The sequence below is a fragment of the Acidovorax sp. GW823-FHT05D11 genome (assembly GCF_058795695.1).
Window position 1 is genome coordinate 3,948,171 of sequence record NZ_CM179502.1, and the last position, 19,609, is coordinate 3,967,779.

Sequence of the window (19,609 nt, forward strand, 5' to 3'; positions counted from 1 at the left end):
GGAAGAAAATACAGAACCTTCTCTTTTCGAGAAGACAATGACACGATGAAAAGCTCCGAGCGCAGTTTTGCGCGCCGTATCGACCTGACCTCGCTGCAGCTGTTTGTGGCGGTGTGCGAGCTGGGCAGCATCGGCCGGGCGGCCGAGCGGGAGTTCATTGCCGCATCGGCCGTGAGCAAGCGCCTGTCCGACCTGGAAACAGCCGTGGACACCGCCCTGCTCTACCGCCACAGCCGCGGCGTCACGCTGACGCCCGCGGGCGAAAGCCTGCTGCACCACGCGCGCACCGTGCTGTTCGGGCTCGAACGCATGCAGGGTGAACTCAGCGAATACGCCGACGGCGTGCGTGGCCATGTGCGCATGCACGCCAACATCTCGGCCATCTTCCAGTTCCTGCCGGAAGACCTGGGCGCGTTCGCCCGGGAGCACAGCCAGATCAAGATCGACCTGCAGGAACACCTGAGCAGCGACGTGCTGCATGCCGTGCAGGAGGGCGCGGCGGACCTGGGCATCTGCAATGTCAGCATGGCCAGCGGCAACGGCGCCATGGAACTGCAAAGCCGCCCGTACCGCGCCGACAACCTGGTGCTGGTTGTGCCGCAGGCGCATGAACTGGCGGGACGTGACGCTATCAATTTTGAAGACATCCTGGACTGGGACATCGTTGGCCTGCATGCCAACAGCAGCATCAGCCTGGCCATGCGCTCGGCGGCTGCGGCGGCCGGGCGCCCGCTGCGCCAGCGCATCCAGGTCACCGGGCTGGACGCCATGTGCCGGATGATCGACAGCGGCCTGGGCGTGGGCTTGCTGCCCGACCGCGCCTTTGAGCTCATGCGCGGCGTGGGCCGGCTGCAGGCCATTGCACTGACGGACGCCTGGGCCCACCGCGAGCTGCGCGTGGTGGCCCGCGATTTCGACGCCCTGCCCGTCACCGCCCGTCTGCTGGTGGAGCACCTTGCTCCCCGCGCCGCGGCCGTGTCGCCCGGGCCCCAACACTAAAATCACCCCACCTGAAGGAAGAGAGCCACCCCATGGGACGCACCCTGTACGACAAGATCTGGGACGAACACGTCGTCCACACCGAAGAGGACGGCACTTCCATCCTCTACATCGACCGCCACCTGGTGCACGAAGTCACCAGTCCGCAGGCCTTCGAAGGCCTGCGCGAGGCGGGCCGCAAGGTCTGGCGCATGAGCTCCATCGTGGCCACGGCCGACCACAACACGCCGACGACGGGCTGGGAGGCAGGCTATGACGGCATCACCGATCCGATCAGCAAGGAACAGATCACCACGCTGAACGACAACATGGCGCAGATCTCGCCCGCTGCGTTCTTCCCGTTCATGCACAAGCGCCAGGGCATCGTGCACGTGATCGGCCCGGAGAACGGCGCCACCCTGCCCGGCATGACCGTGGTGTGCGGCGACAGCCACACCAGCACCCACGGCGCATTTGGCGCACTGGCCCACGGCATCGGCACCAGCGAGGTCGAGCACGTGATGGCCACGCAGACGCTGCTGGCCAAGAAGGCCAAGAACATGCTAGTGCAGGTGGACGGCACGCTGGCCAAAGGCGTGACCCCCAAGGACGTGGTGCTGGCCATCATCGGCAAGATCGGCACGGCCGGCGGCACGGGCTACACCATCGAGTTTGCGGGCTCCGTCTTCCGCGCCATGAGCATGGAAGGCCGCATGACCGTGTGCAACATGGCCATCGAAGGCGGCGCGCGCGCGGGCCTGGTGGCGGTGGACGACAAGACCATTGACTACGTCAAGGGCCGCCCCCTCTCGCCCACGGGCGTGGAATGGGACCAGGCCGTGGCGTACTGGAAGACCTTGCATTCGGATGCCGACGCGAAGTTCGACACCGTCGTCAAGCTCGACGCCGCCGACATCGTGCCGCAGGTCACCTGGGGCACCTCGCCCGAGATGGTGCTGGGCGTGGACGCCCGCGTGCCCGACCCCGACAAGGAAAAGGACGCCAACAAGCGCGGCGCCATCGAGCGCGCGCTGACCTACATGGGCCTGCAGCCGGGCAAGCCGATCAACGACATCACCATCGACAAGGTGTTCATCGGTTCGTGCACCAACAGCCGCATCGAAGACATGCGCGAAGCCGCCGCCGTGGTGAAGAACCTGGGCCGCAAGGTCGCCAGCAACGTGAAGCTGGCCATGGTCGTGCCCGGCTCGGGCCTGGTCAAGGAACAGGCCGAGCGCGAAGGCCTGGACAAGATCTTTGTGGCCGCGGGCTTTGAGTGGCGCGAACCCGGCTGCTCCATGTGCCTGGCCATGAATGCCGACCGCCTGGAGCCCGGCGAGCGCTGCGCCAGCACCAGCAACCGCAACTTCGAAGGGCGCCAGGGCGCTGGCGGCCGCACGCACCTGGTGAGCCCCGCCATGGCCGCCGCCGCCGCCGTGCACGGCCACTTTGTGGACATTCGTCAATTTGCCTGAAGGAGCCCTGTCATGAAAAAGACCGCAACCCTCATCGTGCTCGCCATCACCTTCGTGCTGGCTGGCTGCAACACCGTCAAGGGCGTGGGCCAGGACGTACAGCGTGCCGGCGGCGCCCTCGAGCGCGCCGCCAAGTAATCCAGAGAACGCCATGCAGAAATTCACCTTGCTCAAAGGCCTCGTGGCCCCGATGGACCGCGAGAACGTCGATACCGACGCGATCATCCCCAAGCAGTTCCTCAAGTCGATCAAGAAGACCGGCTTTGGCGTGAACCTGTTCGACGAGTGGCGCTACCTGGACCACGGCGAGCCCGGCCAGGACCCCGCCAGCCGCAAGCCCAACCCCGACTTCGTGCTGAACCAGCCGCGCTACGCGGGCGCCTCCGTGCTGCTGGCGCGCAAGAACTTCGGCTGCGGCTCCAGCCGCGAGCACGCGCCCTGGGCGCTGGACCAGTACGGCTTCCGCGCCGTGATCGCGCCCAGCTTCGCCGACATCTTCTTCAACAACTGCTTCAAGAACGGCCTGCTGCCCATCGTGCTGCCCGAGGCCACGGTGGCCCAGCTGTTCGACGAAGTGCTGGCCTTCCCCGGCTACCAGCTCACCATCGACCTGGAGCGCCAGGTCATCGTGCGTCCCCAGGGCGAAGAAATCCCGTTCGAGGTGCAGGCCTTCCGCAAATACTGCCTGCTCAACGGCTTTGACGACATCGGCCTGACCCTGCGCCAGTCCGACAAGATCAAGGCCTTTGAAGTAGAGCGCCTGGCGACCAAGCCCTGGCTGGCGCACACCATGGTGTCGTGAGTCGGCGTGGGCATCCAAAATATCAGTCAAATTGGCATCTAGCGCTTTACCCACAAGCGCTGATAGCCATCAAAAACAAAGCAAATTCAATGAAAATCGCAGTTCTGCCGGGTGACGGCATTGGCACCGAAATCGTCTCTGAAGCCGTCAAGGTTCTGGAGGCCCTGGAACTCCCGTTCGAGATGGAGTCCGCCCTGGTGGGCGGCGTGGCGTACGACGCGCACGGCCATCCACTGCCCGAGTCCACGCTCAAGCTCGCCAAGGAAGCCGACGCCATCCTGTTCGGCGCCGTGGGCGACTGGAAATACGACAAGCTCGACCGCCCCCTGCGCCCCGAGCAAGCCATCCTGGGCCTGCGCAAGAACCTGGGCCTGTTCGCCAACTTCCGCCCCGCCATCTGCTACGAGCAGCTGGTGGGTGCATCCAGCCTCAAGCCCGAGCTGATCGCGGGCCTGGACATCCTCATCATCCGCGAGCTGACGGGCGACATCTACTTCGGCCAGCCCCGCGGCCGCCGCGTGGCCACCGACGGCCACTTCCCCGGTGCCGAGGAAGCCTTCGACACCATGCGCTACAGCCGCCCCGAGATCGAGCGCATCGCCCACGTCGCCTTCCAGGCTGCGCGCAAGCGCAACAAGAAGGTCACCAGCGTGGACAAGGCCAACGTGCTCGAAACCTTCCAGTTCTGGAAGGACGTAGTCACCGACGTGCACAAGGAATACCCCGACGTCGAGCTGCAGCACATGTACGTGGACAACGCGGCCATGCAGCTCGTGAAGGCGCCCAAGGCGTTCGACGTGGTGGTCACGGGCAACATGTTCGGCGACATCCTGTCGGACGAAGCCTCCATGCTCACCGGCTCCATCGGCATGCTGCCCTCGGCCAGCCTGAACAGCACCAACCAGGGCCTGTACGAGCCCAGCCACGGCAGTGCGCCGGACATCGCCGGCAAGGGCGTGGCCAACCCGCTGGCCACCATCCTGTCGGCCGCGATGATGCTGCGCTTCAGCCTGAACCAGGAAGCCGCCGCCCAGCGCATCGAAGCCGCGGTGCAGAAGGTGCTGGCCCAGGGCCTGCGCACCCCCGACATCTACAGCGAAGGCACTACCAAGGTGGGCACGGCGCAGATGGGCGATGCAGTGGTCAAGGCGCTGGCCGCCTGAACCGCACCGCCCGGCGGTCACGAAAAAGCGCCGGTCCTCCGGCGCTTTTTTATTCTTGTGGCGCCCGCGTGCCGCCTACACCCACGCGTTGTCGATGAACTCCATGATGGAATAGCACCGGTTTTCCAGCGGCCGCTCGCGCACGGCCGCCACGATGTGCGCGACACCCTCCGCATACGGTGCATCGCCATAGACACGGGTTTCCAGCGTCACGCTGCACGCGCCATCCTCGATCAGCACCCGGTGGTAAGCGTGGCGGGCGAGATGCTCCTGGGGAATGTGCAGCACGTCCCGTTGCACCCCGGCATCGCGCACGGACCGGATGTCCCCCGGCGCCAGGCCCAGCGCCTGCGCCATGCTGACGGCCGTGCCCGGCACCGAGGACTTCTGGGCCTGGTGGGATTCGGTCAGCCCGGTGCGGTAGCCGCGAAACAGAGGCCCGCTGCGCTCCAGCATGGCCATGAACTTGAGCATGAGGATGTTGGTGTTCGGACACAGGACGACCGGAAAACCCACCACACGCCCTTCCAGCCCGGACCCGGTGGCCAGTTCCACCAACGGGGAATGCGTGGATTCGCAAAAGGCGCAGGCAGCCTCCAGCTCCCTGCCGGAACCGGCATGCAGCACGACAGATTTTTCTGCACGCTGCCCCTCACCGGCCCATGGCAAAACCTGCGCTTCGCCACGGGCAGGCAGCGCCCCCAGAAGCTCCTTGGCCAGCTTGCCTGACCCTACAACGATGACTTGCATTTCTACTTTCGAATTGAACAAAGGAGGCAAAGGCAGCACTGTAGACCGCCGCACCGGCGTGGCGCGCGGCCAGCCCGGCTGGGCGGGCTCTTTTCGCGCCGCCCACGGAGGGCGCGCGCCGCAGGGCCGCCGGCGCACCCGGATCCAGGCCGTATCCGGTACAATGTTCGCCTATGTTTGCCGCCCGCCCGTTCGCTCTGAACATCGCACCCGCCGCCCCGGCCGGTGTGGCTGCGCGCGCAACCATCACCAAAACCACGACCATTAAGGGCTGACTCAGCCTGGTTCGTCGTGCGCCCTCCCTGGCCAGACGAGCCAGGCGAGCAGTCCGGTCTGGCACTGTTTCTTATTTAGAAAGGGCGTTGAAATGAGCAAGTTGGTAGGGTTGGTTGGCTGGCGCGGAATGGTCGGCTCGGTCCTGATGGACCGCATGGCGCAGGAGAAGGATTTCGACCTGATCGAGCCGATGTTCTTCTCCACCTCGAACGCAGGCGGCAAGGCTCCCGCGCAGGCACGGAACGAGACCACCCTGCAGGACGCGTTCGACATCGAGGCCCTCAAGCGCTGCGAAATCATCATCACCGCCCAGGGCGGCGACTACACCAACGAGGTCTATCCCAAGCTGCGCGCCGCCGGCTGGAACGGCCACTGGATCGACGCCGCCTCCTCCCTGCGCATGGAGAAGAACGCCGTCATCGTGCTGGACCCGGTCAACATGCCCGTGATCAAGAACGCCCTGGCCCAGGGCGGCAAGGACTGGATTGGCGGCAACTGCACCGTGAGCTGCATGCTGATGGGCGTAGGCGCCCTGTACAAGGCGGGTCTCGTGGAATGGATGAGCACGCAAACCTACCAGGCGGCCTCCGGCGGCGGCGCGCAGCACATGCGCGAGCTGCTCACGCAGTACGGCACGCTCAACGCCGAAGTGAAGACCCTGCTCGATGACCCCAAGAGCGCCATCCTGGAAATCGACCGCAAGGTGATCGCCAAGCAACGCGCCCTGACGGGCGCTGAAACCGCCAACTTCGGCGTGCCGCTGGGCGGCAGCCTGATCCCCTGGATCGACAAGGACCTGGGCAACGGCATGTCCAAGGAAGAATGGAAGGGCATGGCGGAAACCAACAAGATCCTGGGCCAGGGCGAGGGCTTCAGCGCCCCCGCCGTGCCGGTGGACGGCTTCTGCGTGCGCGTGGGCGCCATGCGCTGCCATAGCCAGGCGCTGACCTTCAAGCTGAAGAAGGACGTGCCCCTGGCGGACCTGGAGGCAATGATCGCCGCCGACAACGAGTGGGTGAAGGTCGTGCCCAACACCCGGGAAGCCACCATCAAGGACCTGACGCCCGTGGCGGTGACCGGCACCATGGACATCCCCGTGGGCCGCATCCGCAAGCTGGCCATGGGGCCTGAATATGTCGGCGCGTTCACCATTGGCGACCAGCTGCTGTGGGGCGCGGCCGAACCGCTGCGCCGCATGCTGCGCATCCTGCTCGACGCCTGAGCTCCGGCCCCCCGAAAAGCGCGCGCAGCCCCGGCTGCGCGCGCTTTTTTGCGCCAGGGGTCTTGACACACTCAGTTACGCCACGTTGGCAATTGGCAACATCTTGGCGCCCCAACTTGGGGCGCCAGGACCCCTCTCAAAGCTTCGGCGCCACCTCAGCTTGTCAGTGCAAAACATTGATGCTATGGTGCTTTTTACATATTTTCACGCGCCGGGGCGGGACCAGACCATGAGAAAAAAAGCACCGCTCGACCGAGCCGCACAAAAACCTACTCAGTTGTTGGCAAACATGCATCGTTGGAAATTCTCTGCCCTGGCGGCGGCAGCCGTAGTGTCGGCCGGCTTGTACGCGGGCGACGCCTCGGCCCTGGCGCTGGGCCGCATCACAGTGCAGTCTGCCCTGGGCGAGCCCCTGCGCGCCGAAATCGACCTGCCCCAGATCACTCCCGCCGAAGCGGACAGCTTGCGGGCCACCACGGCCTCCCCGGACGTGTTCCGCGCCCAGGGCATGGAATACACGCCCACCATCAACAATCTGCAGATCCAGCTGCAGCGCCGCCCGGATGGCACGGCCGTGCTGCGCCTGACGAGCAGCCGGCCCGTGAACGAACCCTTCCTCGACCTGGTGCTGGACGCCAACTGGGGCTCGGGCCGCATCGTGCGCAGCTACACCATGCTGTTCGACCCGCCCGCGCTGCGCCGTCCCGCGCCAGCGGTGGCGGCCTCTCCGCAGTTGCCTGCGCCGGCCACCCAGCAGGCTCCTGCCGTGCGCGCGCCGGTCGCCCCGCGGGCCAGCGAATCCCCCGCAGCGGCGGCCCCTGCCGCACCGCCGACGCCGCGTCCGCCAGCCGTGGCCGCCCGCCCCGCCCCCGCCGATGGAGTCAGGGTGCAGGCAGGCGACACGGCGGGCCGCATTGCGAACGCCCACCGCCCCGCCGACGTGTCCCTCGACCAGATGCTGGTCGCCATGATGCGCGCGAACCCCGATGCTTTCATCCAGGGCAATGTCAACCGCCTGAAGGCTGGCGCGGTCCTGCAGATGCCCGACCAGGCTGCGGCGCAGTCCACGTCGGCACCCGAGGCGCGTCAGATCCTTGCCGCGCAGGCCCGGGACTTCAACGAATTCCGCCGCAAGCTGGCGGGTGCCGCCCCCACCGCCGCGGTCGCCGCCGCAGAACGCTCGGCCTCCGGCGCGGTGCAGGCCCGTGTGGAGGACAAGAAACCTGCCACGGCCGCGCCCGACAAGCTCACGCTGTCCAAAGGTTCCGTCAAGGGCCAGAAGGCGGCCGAGGACCAGCTCGCCAAGGACAAGCAAGCCGGAGAGGCCGCCACGCGCATGGCCGAGCTGTCCAAGAACATCACGGACCTCAACAAGCTGGGCGCCGCGTCGGCCGCTGCGGGCAGCGCCGCACCGGCGCCCGCCGGCGCCGCCAGCGCTCCTGCCGCGGTGGCAGTGCAGGCACCCGCCGTTCCTGCCACGCCCACGGCCCCTGCCGTGCCGGAAACCCCGGCACCAGCCCCTGCTCCCGCAGCCAGCGCGCCGGCAGATGCAGCCGTGCCGGCGGAAGCCGCGTCCGAGCCTGCCTCCGCACCCGCTCCGGCCGCATCGGCGCCAGCGAAGCCAGTCCGCGTTCCCGCACCGGCTCCCGCACCAGTTGAAGAGCCAGGTTTCCTGTCCGGCCTCATGGACGACCCGCTGCTGCCGCTCGCCGGTGGCGGGCTCCTGGCCTTGCTGCTGGGCTATGGCGCCTACCGCGTGGTTCAGCGCCGCCGCCAGAATGCGGGCGTCGACAGCTCCTTCCTGGAAAGCCGCATCCAGCCGGATTCGTTCTTCGGCGCCAGCGGCGGGCAGCGCGTCGATACCGCCAACAGCGAGATGACCACGGGCTCGTCCATGGCCTACTCGCCCAGCCAGCTCGATGCCGGCGGCGACGTGGACCCTGTGGCCGAAGCCGACGTGTACCTGGCCTATGGCCGTGACCTGCAGGCCGAGGAAATCCTCAAGGAGGCGATCCGCCACAACCCTGCCCGCGTGTCGGTGCATGTGAAGCTCGGTGAGATCTACGCCAAGCGCCAGGACCGCAAGGCCCTGGAGGCGGTGGCAGGGGACGTGTTCAAGCTGACCCAGGGCGAAGGCCCGGACTGGAACCGCATTGCCGAGCTTGGCCGCGATCTGGATCCCGAAAACCGCCTTTACCAGCCTGGCGGCCGCCCAGGCATGGCCGAGGACGAGTCGCCATCGCTGCCCCCAGGCGGATTCCCGAGCACGTTCACGGGCGTGGGCGGTGCGGCGGCGACGGCTGCGTTGCCCCCCGACCTGGACCTCGACCTGGATCTGGACCTGCCCGACGACGCGCTGACCGATGCGCCAGCGGTGGCCCCGGCACCTCCCGGCGGATTTGCCGCAGCGGCAGCCGCGGCCGCGGCATCGGGCGGCGCCCGCCGCGCAGCGGACCCGGCCGACGAGCCGCAGACACTGCGCCCTGAACTGGACCTGCCGGAGTTGCCTTCGGCGACCGCCCCCGCCTGGAATGCGCCAGAAGTGGCACCAGCCTCGGGCACGATGGCGCCTCCGCCCGTGGCCAATCTGGACTTTCCTTCGGCGGACGACCTGAGCATGGCGCCCTCGGGCCCCATGCCGCTCACCGCGGATGCCCAGGACTCCGGCCCGATGGAGTTTGACCTCGGCGACCTGTCGCTGGACCTGAACGCCCCCTCCAAGCCCATGGCGGCCCCCGCAGCCAAGGCCCCTCTGCCGGCCCCTGAATTGAGCGACGACGGCTCGGCGGCGGCGCAGGACGACCCACTGGCCACCAAGCTCGCGCTCGCCGAAGAGTTCAATGCCATCGGTGATACGGATGGTGCACGCACGCTGATCGAAGAAGTGGTTGCCGAGTCCAGCGGCGCGCTCAAGACCCGCGCCCAGCGCATGCTGGCCGAACTGGGTTGATGCGGCCCGCCCCGCAGGCCGCCCCCGCCCGCCCCCAGGCCGCCACTCCATGACCCGGGTGGCGCTGGGTGTCAGCTACAACGGCCAGGCCTACAGCGGCTGGCAAAGCCAGCTGTCCGGCGACACCATTCAAGACAAGCTCGAAGCGGCCCTGGGCCGCTTTGCCACGCACCCCGTCAGCACGCTGTGCGCAGGCCGCACCGATGCGGGCGTGCATGGGCTGATGCAGGTGGTGCACTTCGACACGCCACTGAACCGCCCCTGCGCTTCGTGGGTGCGCGGCACCAATACCTTCCTCCCTGCCGACATTGCCGTGCAATGGGCGCAGCACGTGCCGGACAGTTTTCACGCCCGGGCCAGCGCCGTCGCGCGGCGCTATGCGTATGTGCTGCTGCAATCACCCGTGCGGCCCAGCGTGGACTCGGGGCGCGTGGGATGGGTATTCCACCCGCTCCATCACGATGCGATGCGCCAGGCCGCAAACCACCTGCTGGGCGAACATGACTTCACCTCGTTTCGTGCATCCGCGTGCCAGGCCAAGTCGCCCGTCAAGACCCTGCAGCGCATCGATATCTCGCGCCGGGGCCTCAACGCCCCGCACCCGGAACTGGGCTGGAGTTCCTGCTACTGGCGCTTCGAGTTCGAGGCCAACGCGTTCCTGCACCACATGATCCGCAACATCATGGGCTGCCTGGTGGCCGTGGGCCAAGGCAAATACCCTCCGCAGTGGGTAGCGCAAGTACTCGCGGCAAGATCGCGCGACGCCGCGGCACCCACGTTCTCTCCGGATGGACTGTATTTTCAAGGCCCTGTCTACGACGCCTCGTGGGGCCTGCCCCAGCGCACGGCTGCGTATGATTGGCTGCCATGAAAGCCAAAGAAGTCCCCTCCCCGGCCCGCACCCGCATCAAGATCTGTGGCCTGACCCGCGAAGAAGACGTCGACGCGGCCGTGGCGGCTGGCGCGGATGCCGTCGGATTCGTGCTCTACGCGCCCAGCCCACGGGCCGTGACACCCGAACGCGCGGCACAGCTGGCCAGGCGCCTGCCCCCTTTTGTCACGCCGGTTTTGCTCTTCGTGAATGAAACCGCTCCCAAAGTGATAGCTGCCAGCGCTTTGATAGCGGGCGCCACCGTGCAATTTCATGGTGACGAGACGCCCGAGGATTGCCTGGCCGCCACCGGCCAGGGGGCACGGCCTTACCTGCGGGCCGCGCGCATTCCCCTTGGCGACGGTGCGGCACGGTTCGACCTCGTAAAATACGCGCACGATTACTCCCACGCCCAGGCCATCCTGCTCGACGCCCATGTCGAGGGGTACGGCGGCGGCGGCAAGGCATTCAATTGGTCACTCCTTCCACCAAGCGTCAGCTCTCACCTCGTTTTGTCTGGTGGACTCACGCCTGCAAACGTGACCGATGGCATTTTGCAAGTCCGCCCGCGTTGCAAGACGCTGGCGGTTGATGTCAGCTCCGGCGTCGAGGCCGTAGATCCGAACAGCCCCGATGGCAAGCCCCTGAAGGGCATCAAGGACGCCGGAAAAATCCATCGGTTCATCGCCGCCGTGCGCGCGGCAGATGCCCAACTTGCAAAGAACCCTCATGAATTCCTATCAGCAACCTGATGCTTCAGGCCATTTCGGCTCCTACGGCGGCAGTTTCGTCAGCGAGACACTGACCCACGCCATCCAGGAACTGCGCGAGGCGTATGCCCGCTACCAGAACGACCCGGAATTCCTCGCAGAATTCCACTACGAGCTCAAGCACTTCGTGGGCCGCCCATCGCCCGTGTACCACGCCGCGCGCACCAGCCGCGAAACGGGCGGCGCGCAGATCTACCTCAAGCGCGAAGACCTCAACCACACCGGCGCCCACAAGATCAACAACGTGATCGGCCAGGCCATGCTCGCCAAGCGCATGGGCAAGCCGCGCATCATTGCCGAGACGGGCGCCGGCCAGCACGGCGTGGCCACGGCCACGATCTGCGCGCGCTACGGCCTGGAATGCGTGGTCTACATGGGCAGCGAGGACGTGAAGCGCCAGAGCCCGAACGTCTTTCGCATGAAACTGCTAGGCGCCACCGTCGTGCCTGTCGAGTCGGGCAGCAAGACCCTGAAGGACGCGCTCAACGAGGCCATGCGCGACTGGGTGGCCAATGTGGACAACACGTTCTACATCATCGGCACGGTGGCGGGCCCGCACCCCTACCCGATGATGGTGCGCGATTTCCAGAGCGTGATCGGCAAGGAAGCCATCGAACAGATGCCCCCCATGCTCGCCGCGCAGAAGATCGCCGCCGAGCAGCCCGATGCCGTGATCGCCTGCGTGGGCGGCGGCAGCAATGCCATGGGCATCTTCCATCCGTACATTCCGTTCGAGAAGACGCGCCTGATCGGCGTGGAGGCCGCCGGCGAAGGCCTGGACAGCGGCAAGCACTCGGCATCGCTGCAGCGTGGCTCCAGTGGCGTGCTGCACGGCAACCGCACCTTCATCCTGCAGGATGCCAACGGCCAGATCACCGAGACGCACAGCATCAGCGCGGGCCTGGACTACCCCGGCGTAGGTCCCGAGCACGCATGGCTGCAGGAGATCGGACGCGCCGAGTACGTGGGCATCACCGACCAGGAAGCGCTGTCCGCCTTCCACCACCTGTGCCGCACCGAAGGCATCATCCCGGCGCTGGAATCGAGCCACGCCTTCGCCTATGCCCTCAAGCTTGCACCCACGATGCGGCCCGACCAGTCCATCCTGGTCAACCTCTCGGGCCGGGGCGACAAGGACATCGGCACCGTGGCCGACCTGTCGGGAGAAGATTTCTACGACCGCCCCTCCATGCGCGGCCTGACCGTCAAGGGCGCCCCAGGAGACGCCAAGCCATGAGCCGCATAGACACCACTTTCGAACAGCTGAAAGCCCAGGGCCGCAAGGCGCTGATTCCCTATGTCACCGCCGGTTTTCCGTTTGCCGACATCACGCCCGCCCTCATGCACGGCATGGTGGAGGCCGGTGCCGACGTGATCGAACTGGGCGTGCCCTTCTCCGACCCCATGGCCGACGGCCCCGTCATCCAGAAGGCGGGCGAAAAGGCGCTGGGCCTGGGTGTGGGCATGGTGCAGGTGCTGGACCACGTGCGCGAGTTCCGCAAGCGCAACAGCACCACGCCCGTGGTGCTGATGGGCTACGCGAACCCGGTGGAGCGCTATGACCAGATCCACGGCGCAGGCGCCTTTGTGCGCGACAGCGCCGAGGCCGGTGTCGATGGCGTGCTCATCGTGGACTACCCGCCCGAGGAATGCGAGGCCTTCGCGGCCAGCCTGCGCGCGCACGGCATGGACCTGATCTTCCTGCTGGCCCCCACCAGCACGAATGAACGCATGGCCCAGGTGGCGCGCGTGGCCAGCGGCTATGTGTACTACGTATCGCTCAAGGGCGTGACCGGTTCGGGCGCGCTCGACACCTCGGCCGTGGAGCAGATGCTGCCCCGCATCCGCCAGCATGTGACCATCCCCGTGGGCGTGGGCTTCGGCATCCGCGATGCGGCGACGGCCCAGGCGATCGGCAAGGTGGCGGATGCCGTGGTCATCGGCAGCCGCATCATCCAGCTCATCGAGGACCAGGAACACGCCAAGGTGGTGCCCCTGACCATCGACTTCCTGCGCGGCATCCGCAAGGCTTTGGACGCGTAGAATAAAGAGCATCCCCCTGAGCGGCTTTGCCGTTTCCCCCTTCTCTCGCGCTTCGCGCGGGAAGGGGGACGCTCCCAGCGCGGCGGGGCGGCCCTTGCGCGGGAGCCGTGGCCTTTGGGCCGCGCCAGTTTTCAAGGCCGTGCCGCCGCTGCTGGCCCATTCATACAGAGGAAAACCATGTCCTGGCTCGAAAAACTTCTGCCCTCCAAGATCCAGCAAACGGACCCCACCGAGCGCCGCCAGGTGCCTGAAGGCCTGTGGATCAAGTGCCCGAGCTGCGAAACGGTGCTTTACAAGGCCGATCTGGAGCACAACCAGAACGTCTGCCCCCACTGCAGCCACCACCACCGCATCGGCGCCCGCGCGCGCCTGAATGCGTTCCTGGACGCCGAAGGCCGCTACGAAATCGGCCAGGAAGTGCTGCCGGTGGACGCCCTCAAGTTCAAGGACAGCCGCAAATACCCCGAGCGCCTGAAGGAAGCCCTGGAGAACACCGGCGAGACCGACGCCCTCATCGTCATGGGCGGCGCGGTCAAGAGCATCAACGTGGTGGCCGCGTGCTTCGAGTTCGACTTCATGGGCGGCTCCATGGGCTCCGTGGTGGGCGAGCGCTTCGTGCGGGGCGTGGAAACCGCCATCGAACAGAAAGTGCCTTTCATCTGCTTCACCGCCACCGGCGGCGCGCGCATGCAGGAAGGCCTGCTGTCGCTGATGCAGATGGCCAAGACCAATGCCGCCCTGACCCGCCTGGCCAAGAAGGGCCTGCCCTACATCAGCGTGCTGACCGATCCGACCATGGGCGGCGTGAGCGCGGGCTTTGCCTTCGTGGGCGACATCGTGATCGCCGAGCCCAAGGCCCTGATCGGCTTTGCCGGCCCGCGCGTGATCGAATCCACCGTGCGCGTGACGCTGCCAGAAGGCTTCCAGCGCGCCGAATTCCTGCAGACCAAGGGCGCCGTGGACTTCATCTGCGACCGCCGCGAACTGCGCAACACCGTGGCCAGCAGCCTGGCCATGCTGCAGCGTCTGCCCGCCGACGCAGTGATGTAAGTCATCTGCGGGACAGCGGGTCCGCAAAGGTGCCCCACGAGAGGGATGCTTCTTTTTTGATAGCTTTCAGCGCTTACCACATAAGCGCTAGAGGCATATTTGATCAGCCCCCCGCACAGCACGCAGCCGTTGATACCGGCGCGGTGCCTGCCAGAGAGGGCAAGGAAGGGCTGCCCCGCAGCGAGGCCCGCGTCCCCCTCATCCCCTTGAGGGGGAAGGCGCCGAAGGCGACTCAGGGGGGTTACCTCATCACGCTGGCCTGCAGATGGCCCAGCACGATCATGGCCACCTGCAGCAGCACCAGCACGGCCAGGGGCGACAGATCGATCCCTCCGACCAGCGGGATGATGCGGCGAAATGGCCGCAACACCGGCTCGCACAGCCGGGCGATCACGTCCGAGAGTTGCGACCGTGCCTGCACCCAGGACATCACGGCATGGACGATCAGGAGGCCGATCAGCCCCGACACCGCCACACGCGCCAGCCCGAACAAGGCAAGCCACGGCAGCCACGCCCATGCGGACGCCGCGCCCAGCAGGAGCGTGAGCAGGAAATACTGCAGCAGTTGCAACAGCGCGGCCGCGACGAGGCTTGACACATCCCAGCGCCCCACGGGCCGAATCACCTTGCGCAGCGGCATGACCAGCCAGTCCGTCAGTGCAAAAACCAGCCCGCCGACAGGGTTGGAAAACGGGATGCGCTGCCATTGCATATACAGGCGCAGCAGGCAGGCCCCCGTGAGCAGGCCACCAACAACGTCGAGCAGGAATGAGGCGATCTGGTAGAGCATGGATGAGACAAAAGCAAGGGGCCGCTGCGAAAGCAGGCTGCGCCATGGGATGATAGCGGGCCAAGGCATTCCCCCATTCATGACACAACCCCTCACCCTGTCATCCTTGCCCCTTTTCCCCCTGGGTTCCGTGCTGTTCCCGGGCGGTGTGCTGGCCCTGCGCGTGTTCGAGGTGCGCTACCTGGACATGGTGCGCAAATGCCATCAGGCCGGTGCGCCTTTTGGCGTGGTGGCCCTCACGCAAGGCCGCGAAGTGCGTCAGGCCGGCGCGCCCGAAGAGCAATTCAACGACGTGGGCACCCTGGCGGTCATCGAGCAGATCGACACGCCGCAGCCCGGCCTGATCACGTTGCTGTGCCGCGGCGGCCAGCGCTTTCGCATCACCCAGCGCAGCCACCTGCCCCATGGCCTGTGGATCGCCGATGTGGGGCATATCGACCAGGACCTGACCGTCGCGGTGCCAGAGGATCTGAAGAAGGCCGCGACGGCGCTGGCGCAGGTGCTCCACACCCTGCACCAGCGTGACCCGGACACCCCGACCGCGATCATCCCGACGGCTGCGCAGCTGGACGACTGCGGATGGGTGGCCAACCGCTGGTGCGAACTGCTGCCCGTGCCCCTGGAACTCAAGCAGCGCCTGATGGAACTGGACAACCCGCTGGTGCGGCTGGAGCTGGTCGGGGACGTGCTCGAGCGCACGGGGATCGCGCCAACACAATGAGCCGCAAACCCACCGCCATCCCACCCAGCCTCCCCTTTGAACGCCCATGCTGAACCGCATCCTGGGCTGGTCGCGCGCAGCCAAGCGCGTTGTGGTGGTGGCGATGGACGTTTGCCTGGGCCTCGTCGCCATGTGGCTCGCCTTCACGCTGAGGCTGGAGACACCGCACTGGCCCGAAGGCATGCAGTGGCTCGCGTATGCACTGGCCCCGGCCCTGGCGTTTCCCATTTTCGCCAAACTGGGGCTGTACCGCGCGATATTCCGCTACACAGGAATCACGGCACTCATCACCACCGGCAAGGCGGTGGCCATCTATGGAGCACTCCTGCTGGGCTGCCTCCTGGCAGCGCAATGGGAAGGCGTGCCACGCAGCGTCGGCATTCTGCAGCCTCTGCTGTTTATGCTCCTGGTGGGCTCCAGCCGCGCACTGGGGTGGCTGGCGCTGGCCGGCCACAGCAGCCATGCCCCCTACCGCCTGCTGATCTACGGAGCCGGCAGCGCTGGCGCCCAGACCGCAGCGGGACTGGGCGCCATGCGCCAGTACGTGCTCAAGGGCTTTGTTGATGACGATCCGAGCAAGGTCGGACGCAGCATCAACGGAGTGCGGGTGCATTCCCCCACTGCACTGCCCGAGGTGGCGCGCCGGCTCGCGATCACCGATGTGCTGCTGGCACTGCCCAGCACCACGCGCCTGCGGCGCCGGCAGATCATCGAAAGCCTGCGCCAATTGCCCGTTCGGATACGCACCCTGCCCGGCCTGTCGGACCTCGCCAGCGGCCGGGTCACGGTCACCGACTTCCAGGACCTCGAGATCGAGGACCTGCTGGGCCGCGAACCGGTGGCCCCGGACCCTGGCTTGCTGGGGCGCGATCTCGAGAGCGCCGTGGTGATGGTCACCGGCGCCGGCGGCAGCATCGGCAGCGAACTGTGCCGGCAGATCGTGCGCGAGGGCCCCCGCCAGCTGCTGCTCGTGGATCACAGCGAATATGCGCTGTATTCCATTCACCACGAGCTGCAGGCGCTCGCCCACCAGGGCGCGCACCAGTGCGCCCTGGTACCCCTGCTCGCCAGCGTCAACCAGAAGCAGCGCATGGACGACATCTGCCAGCAGTACAGCCCCACCTCCATCTACCACGCAGCCGCCTACAAGCACGTGCCCATGGTGGAAGCCAATCCGGGCGAAGGCATCCTGAACAACGTGTTCGGCACGCTCAATATGGTGCAGGTCGCGCTGAAGCATGGCGCTCGCCACTTCGTCCTGATTTCCACAGACAAGGCTGTTCGCCCCACCAACATCATGGGCGCCACCAAGCGTGTGGCAGAAATGGTGCTGCAAGCCGTCGCGGCGTCCCAGCGCATGCCTTTCGGGCTCTCGGCCGAAAGCCCACCGGGCTGGAGATGCCCGACACGCCTGTCCATGGTGCGCTTTGGCAATGTGCTGGGCTCCAGCGGCAGCGTGATACCGCTGTTCCGCCAGCAGATCGCGGCCGGCGGCCCCCTCACGGTGACGCATCCCGATGTCACGCGCTATTTCATGACCATCGCCGAAGCGGCCCAGCTCGTGCTGCAGGCGGGGACGATGGCGGACGGGGGCGACGTATTCCTGCTGGACATGGGCGAGCCGCTACAGATCCTGGACCTCGCGCAACGCATGGTGGCCCTGTCGGGCCTGACAGTGCGCGACGACCAGCACCCCGAGGGCGACATCGAAATCGTCTTCACGGGATTGCGCCCCGGCGAGAAACTCTTCGAAGAGCTGCTGATTGGAGACAACCCGCTGCCCACCGTCCACCCCCGCATACTGCGGGCCCGCGAGGAGTTTCGCCCCTGGGCCGAACTGCAGGCCCTGCTGCAGTCACTGCAGCAGGCCGCGCGCGATGGCGATCGGGCCGCCATGACGGCCCTGCTGGGCCAGCTGGTGCCGGGCTACCGTCCTGAAACACAAGCACTGCCATGAAGCCGGGACTCCTGCGGGCAACGCTGACCCTGCTCACGGGCAGCGTTGCGGCCCACGCCATTCCACTCGTGCTGGGCCCGGCGCTCACGCGCCTGTACAGCCCGGAGGCCTTCGGGCAGTTCGCGCTGCTGTGGGCGTTGGCCACCAACATGGCGGTGGTCGGCTGCGCGCGCTACGAATTCGCACTCCCCCTGGAATCCACGGAGCCACGGGCTGCCGAACTCATGGCTTTGTGCGCGCGCGTGCTGCTCGCGGTGACGGCGGCTTCCGCCGCAACTGCTGCCGTGCTCATGCTCTGGCAACGCATGCCGATGGCCTGGGCACTGCCCTTCGCGGTGCTGGCGGGCGGCGCCATGCAATGGCTCACCATGTGGGCCACCCGGTCGCAGCGTTTTGGACTGCTGTCGGCGGCAAGGCTGCTGCAGCAAGGTGGGGGCGCCATCCTGCAGCTCGTGCTCGGCCTGCTGAAGGCCGGCCCCCTGGGCCTGGTGCTCGGGGCCACGCTGGCCAGCCTGGGAGGGGCTTGGATGCTGGCCCGGCCGGCGCCAGCCGGGGGCTGGACGGCCATGTGGCGCCAGCCCCTTGCCAGGCTGCGGTCCATGGCCCTGCAGCACAAGGACTTCCCGCTGCTCAACACGCCACACGCGTTCATGGGTGCGCTGCAGGATACGCTCACGCTGGTGCTGGTGGCGGCGTGGACAGGGGACGCCTCAGCGGGGTTCTGGGCCCTGGCACTGCGCTATCTCAAGGCCCCGGCAACCCTCGTCGGGGGTGCGCTGTCGCAAACCCTGTACCCGCGCCTTCTGAAGGCAGAGAGCCCTGGCGACGCCCGGGCGCTGGTGCGCCGGGCCATGCTGGGGCTCGCTGCCCTGGCCTGCCCGCTCGCGGCGATCCTTCTCCTCTGGGGGCCGGATATTTTCGCCCTGGCCTTTGGGGCAAGATGGGCCCAGACGGGGGAACTTGCACGGGCCATCGCCCCGTACATCGCCCTGCACTTCGTGGCGTCACCCCTCGCCGTGGTCACCATGGCCTGGAATGCACAGGCCTGGGCGCTGCGCCTGGCATTGATCGGACAATGCCTTTTCTTCGCCGGACTGCTGCTGGGCCTGTACCTGGGCGGCCTGCAAGGTGCCGGATGGGGCGTGTCAGCGAGCATGCTGGCCTACTTTGCCTATTATTTCTGGGTGTTGGCGAACTGGAGGGAGGTGCCCCATGAGAGCCGTGTTTAACCGATGGCGCCGCCGCCTCTGGCATGCGCTGCTCCATCGCATCGTCTTCGGGGAAAGCAACCACCTCGGCCAGCCTCTGCCAAACACCCGCATCGCCCCCAGCACCTGCATCGAGGGGGAGCATGCACTGCGGCTGGCAGACCACGTGTTCATCGGCCAATTCAATTTCATCGACGCCACAGCGGGCCTGCAGATTGGGCAAGGGGTCCAGATCACCAACTTCGTCAGCATCGTGACGCACAGCTCCCACCGCGCCATTCGCCTCCTGGGCAGCGGCTACGCAGTCCACGAGGGCTCCAAGCCTGGCTACATCAGCGCGCCCATCGAGATCGGCGCCTACACTTTCATCGGCCCCCACAGCCTGATCGAAGCCGGCACGCGCATCGGCAAGGGGGTGGTGGTGTGTGCCTACTCGCAGGTGCGCGGCGAAGTGCCCGACTTCGCTATCGTGGCGGGGGTCCCGGCGCGGCAGATCGGCGACGTGCGCGAACAGGATGAGCGCCTGCTTTCGCAGCATCCAGAACTGCGCCCGCACTACGAATCCTGGACGCGGACAATCTGA

The 19,609-nt window shown here is 66.9% G+C and carries 18 protein-coding genes; 16 read left to right on the top strand and 2 right to left on the bottom strand.

Annotation, left to right across the window (positions count from 1 at the left end; all coding sequences use genetic code 11):
* The first annotated feature begins 45 nt into the window (after positions 1-45).
* From AC3RCE_RS18190 to leuB, 5 genes are all read left to right on the top strand, one after another.
* Positions 46-999: a LysR family transcriptional regulator gene (locus AC3RCE_RS18190; protein ID WP_218295562.1), complete on the top strand. Its 954-nt coding sequence runs from the start codon at positions 46-48 to the stop codon at positions 997-999.
* Positions 1,000-1,031: 32 nt separating this feature from the next.
* Positions 1,032-2,453, top strand: coding sequence for a 3-isopropylmalate dehydratase large subunit (gene leuC, locus AC3RCE_RS18195; RefSeq protein ID WP_218295563.1), 1,422 nt, complete (start codon positions 1,032-1,034; stop codon positions 2,451-2,453).
* A gap of 12 nt (positions 2,454-2,465) precedes the next feature.
* Entirely contained in the window at positions 2,466-2,591 is a 126-nt protein-coding gene (locus AC3RCE_RS18200; RefSeq protein WP_010463809.1) for an entericidin A/B family lipoprotein, read from the top strand.
* Positions 2,592-2,604: 13 nt separating this feature from the next.
* On the top strand, positions 2,605-3,255 hold the full coding sequence (leuD, locus tag AC3RCE_RS18205; RefSeq protein WP_218295564.1) for a 3-isopropylmalate dehydratase small subunit: 651 nt from the start codon (positions 2,605-2,607) through the stop codon (positions 3,253-3,255).
* Positions 3,256-3,344: 89 nt separating this feature from the next.
* Positions 3,345-4,418 (top strand): 3-isopropylmalate dehydrogenase, encoded by a 1,074-nt coding sequence (leuB, locus tag AC3RCE_RS18210; RefSeq protein WP_218295565.1) that lies wholly within the window; start codon positions 3,345-3,347, stop codon positions 4,416-4,418.
* Between the two features lie 75 nt (positions 4,419-4,493).
* Here leuB and AC3RCE_RS18215 read toward each other — a convergent pair whose 3' ends face one another.
* Entirely contained in the window at positions 4,494-5,168 is a 675-nt protein-coding gene (locus tag AC3RCE_RS18215) for a dihydrodipicolinate reductase C-terminal domain-containing protein (RefSeq protein WP_218340123.1), read from the bottom strand.
* 367 nt (positions 5,169-5,535) lie between these two features.
* Here AC3RCE_RS18215 and asd point away from each other — a divergent pair, with 367 nt between their 5' ends.
* From asd to accD, 7 genes are all read left to right on the top strand, one after another.
* Complete coding sequence (gene asd / locus AC3RCE_RS18220) at positions 5,536-6,666, top strand: aspartate-semialdehyde dehydrogenase (protein WP_492253629.1); 1,131 nt, start codon at positions 5,536-5,538, stop codon at positions 6,664-6,666.
* A 289-nt stretch (positions 6,667-6,955) separates the two neighbouring features.
* Positions 6,956-9,616 carry a motility hub landmark protein FimV gene (locus AC3RCE_RS18225; RefSeq protein ID WP_218295568.1) on the top strand — a complete coding sequence of 887 codons (2,661 nt, stop codon included), beginning with the start codon at positions 6,956-6,958 and terminating at the stop codon, positions 9,614-9,616.
* A 49-nt stretch (positions 9,617-9,665) separates the two neighbouring features.
* The gene (gene truA / locus AC3RCE_RS18230) at positions 9,666-10,487 is read left to right on the top strand and encodes a tRNA pseudouridine(38-40) synthase TruA (RefSeq protein WP_492253630.1); all 822 of its coding nucleotides are present in this window, start codon (positions 9,666-9,668) and stop codon (positions 10,485-10,487) included.
* Positions 10,484-11,239, top strand: coding sequence for a phosphoribosylanthranilate isomerase (locus AC3RCE_RS18235; protein WP_369642983.1), 756 nt, complete (start codon positions 10,484-10,486; stop codon positions 11,237-11,239). The genes truA and AC3RCE_RS18235 overlap by 4 nt, the downstream gene beginning before the upstream one ends.
* The gene (trpB, locus tag AC3RCE_RS18240) at positions 11,217-12,494 is read left to right on the top strand and encodes a tryptophan synthase subunit beta (RefSeq protein ID WP_218295571.1); all 1,278 of its coding nucleotides are present in this window, start codon (positions 11,217-11,219) and stop codon (positions 12,492-12,494) included. Before AC3RCE_RS18235 ends, trpB begins: the two co-directional genes overlap by 23 nt.
* Positions 12,491-13,300 carry a tryptophan synthase subunit alpha gene (gene trpA, locus AC3RCE_RS18245; RefSeq protein WP_492244126.1) on the top strand — a complete coding sequence of 270 codons (810 nt, stop codon included), beginning with the start codon at positions 12,491-12,493 and terminating at the stop codon, positions 13,298-13,300. The genes trpB and trpA overlap by 4 nt, the downstream gene beginning before the upstream one ends.
* Positions 13,301-13,477: 177 nt before the next feature.
* Complete coding sequence (gene accD / locus AC3RCE_RS18250; RefSeq protein WP_218295573.1) at positions 13,478-14,350, top strand: acetyl-CoA carboxylase, carboxyltransferase subunit beta; 873 nt, start codon at positions 13,478-13,480, stop codon at positions 14,348-14,350.
* A gap of 241 nt (positions 14,351-14,591) precedes the next feature.
* Here the strand turns inward: accD and AC3RCE_RS18255 are convergent, their stop codons facing one another.
* Positions 14,592-15,140, bottom strand: coding sequence for a YggT family protein (locus AC3RCE_RS18255; protein WP_218295574.1), 549 nt, complete (start codon positions 15,138-15,140; stop codon positions 14,592-14,594).
* Positions 15,141-15,219: 79 nt separating this feature from the next.
* Here AC3RCE_RS18255 and AC3RCE_RS18260 point away from each other — a divergent pair, with 79 nt between their 5' ends.
* The 4 genes from AC3RCE_RS18260 to AC3RCE_RS18275 are packed head-to-tail and all read left to right on the top strand — an operon-like array spanning position 15,220 to position 19,609.
* Positions 15,220-15,861, top strand: coding sequence for an LON peptidase substrate-binding domain-containing protein (locus AC3RCE_RS18260; RefSeq protein WP_218295575.1), 642 nt, complete (start codon positions 15,220-15,222; stop codon positions 15,859-15,861).
* Positions 15,862-15,907: 46 nt separating this feature from the next.
* A complete protein-coding gene (locus AC3RCE_RS18265; RefSeq protein WP_492253631.1) occupies positions 15,908-17,818 on the top strand; it encodes a polysaccharide biosynthesis protein in 1,911 nt (636 codons plus the stop codon).
* Positions 17,815-19,047 (top strand): lipopolysaccharide biosynthesis protein, encoded by a 1,233-nt coding sequence (locus AC3RCE_RS18270; RefSeq protein ID WP_492244128.1) that lies wholly within the window; start codon positions 17,815-17,817, stop codon positions 19,045-19,047. The genes AC3RCE_RS18265 and AC3RCE_RS18270 overlap by 4 nt, the downstream gene beginning before the upstream one ends.
* Positions 19,031-19,609: an acyltransferase gene (locus AC3RCE_RS18275; protein ID WP_218340116.1), complete on the top strand. Its 579-nt coding sequence runs from the start codon at positions 19,031-19,033 to the stop codon at positions 19,607-19,609. The genes AC3RCE_RS18270 and AC3RCE_RS18275 overlap by 17 nt, the downstream gene beginning before the upstream one ends.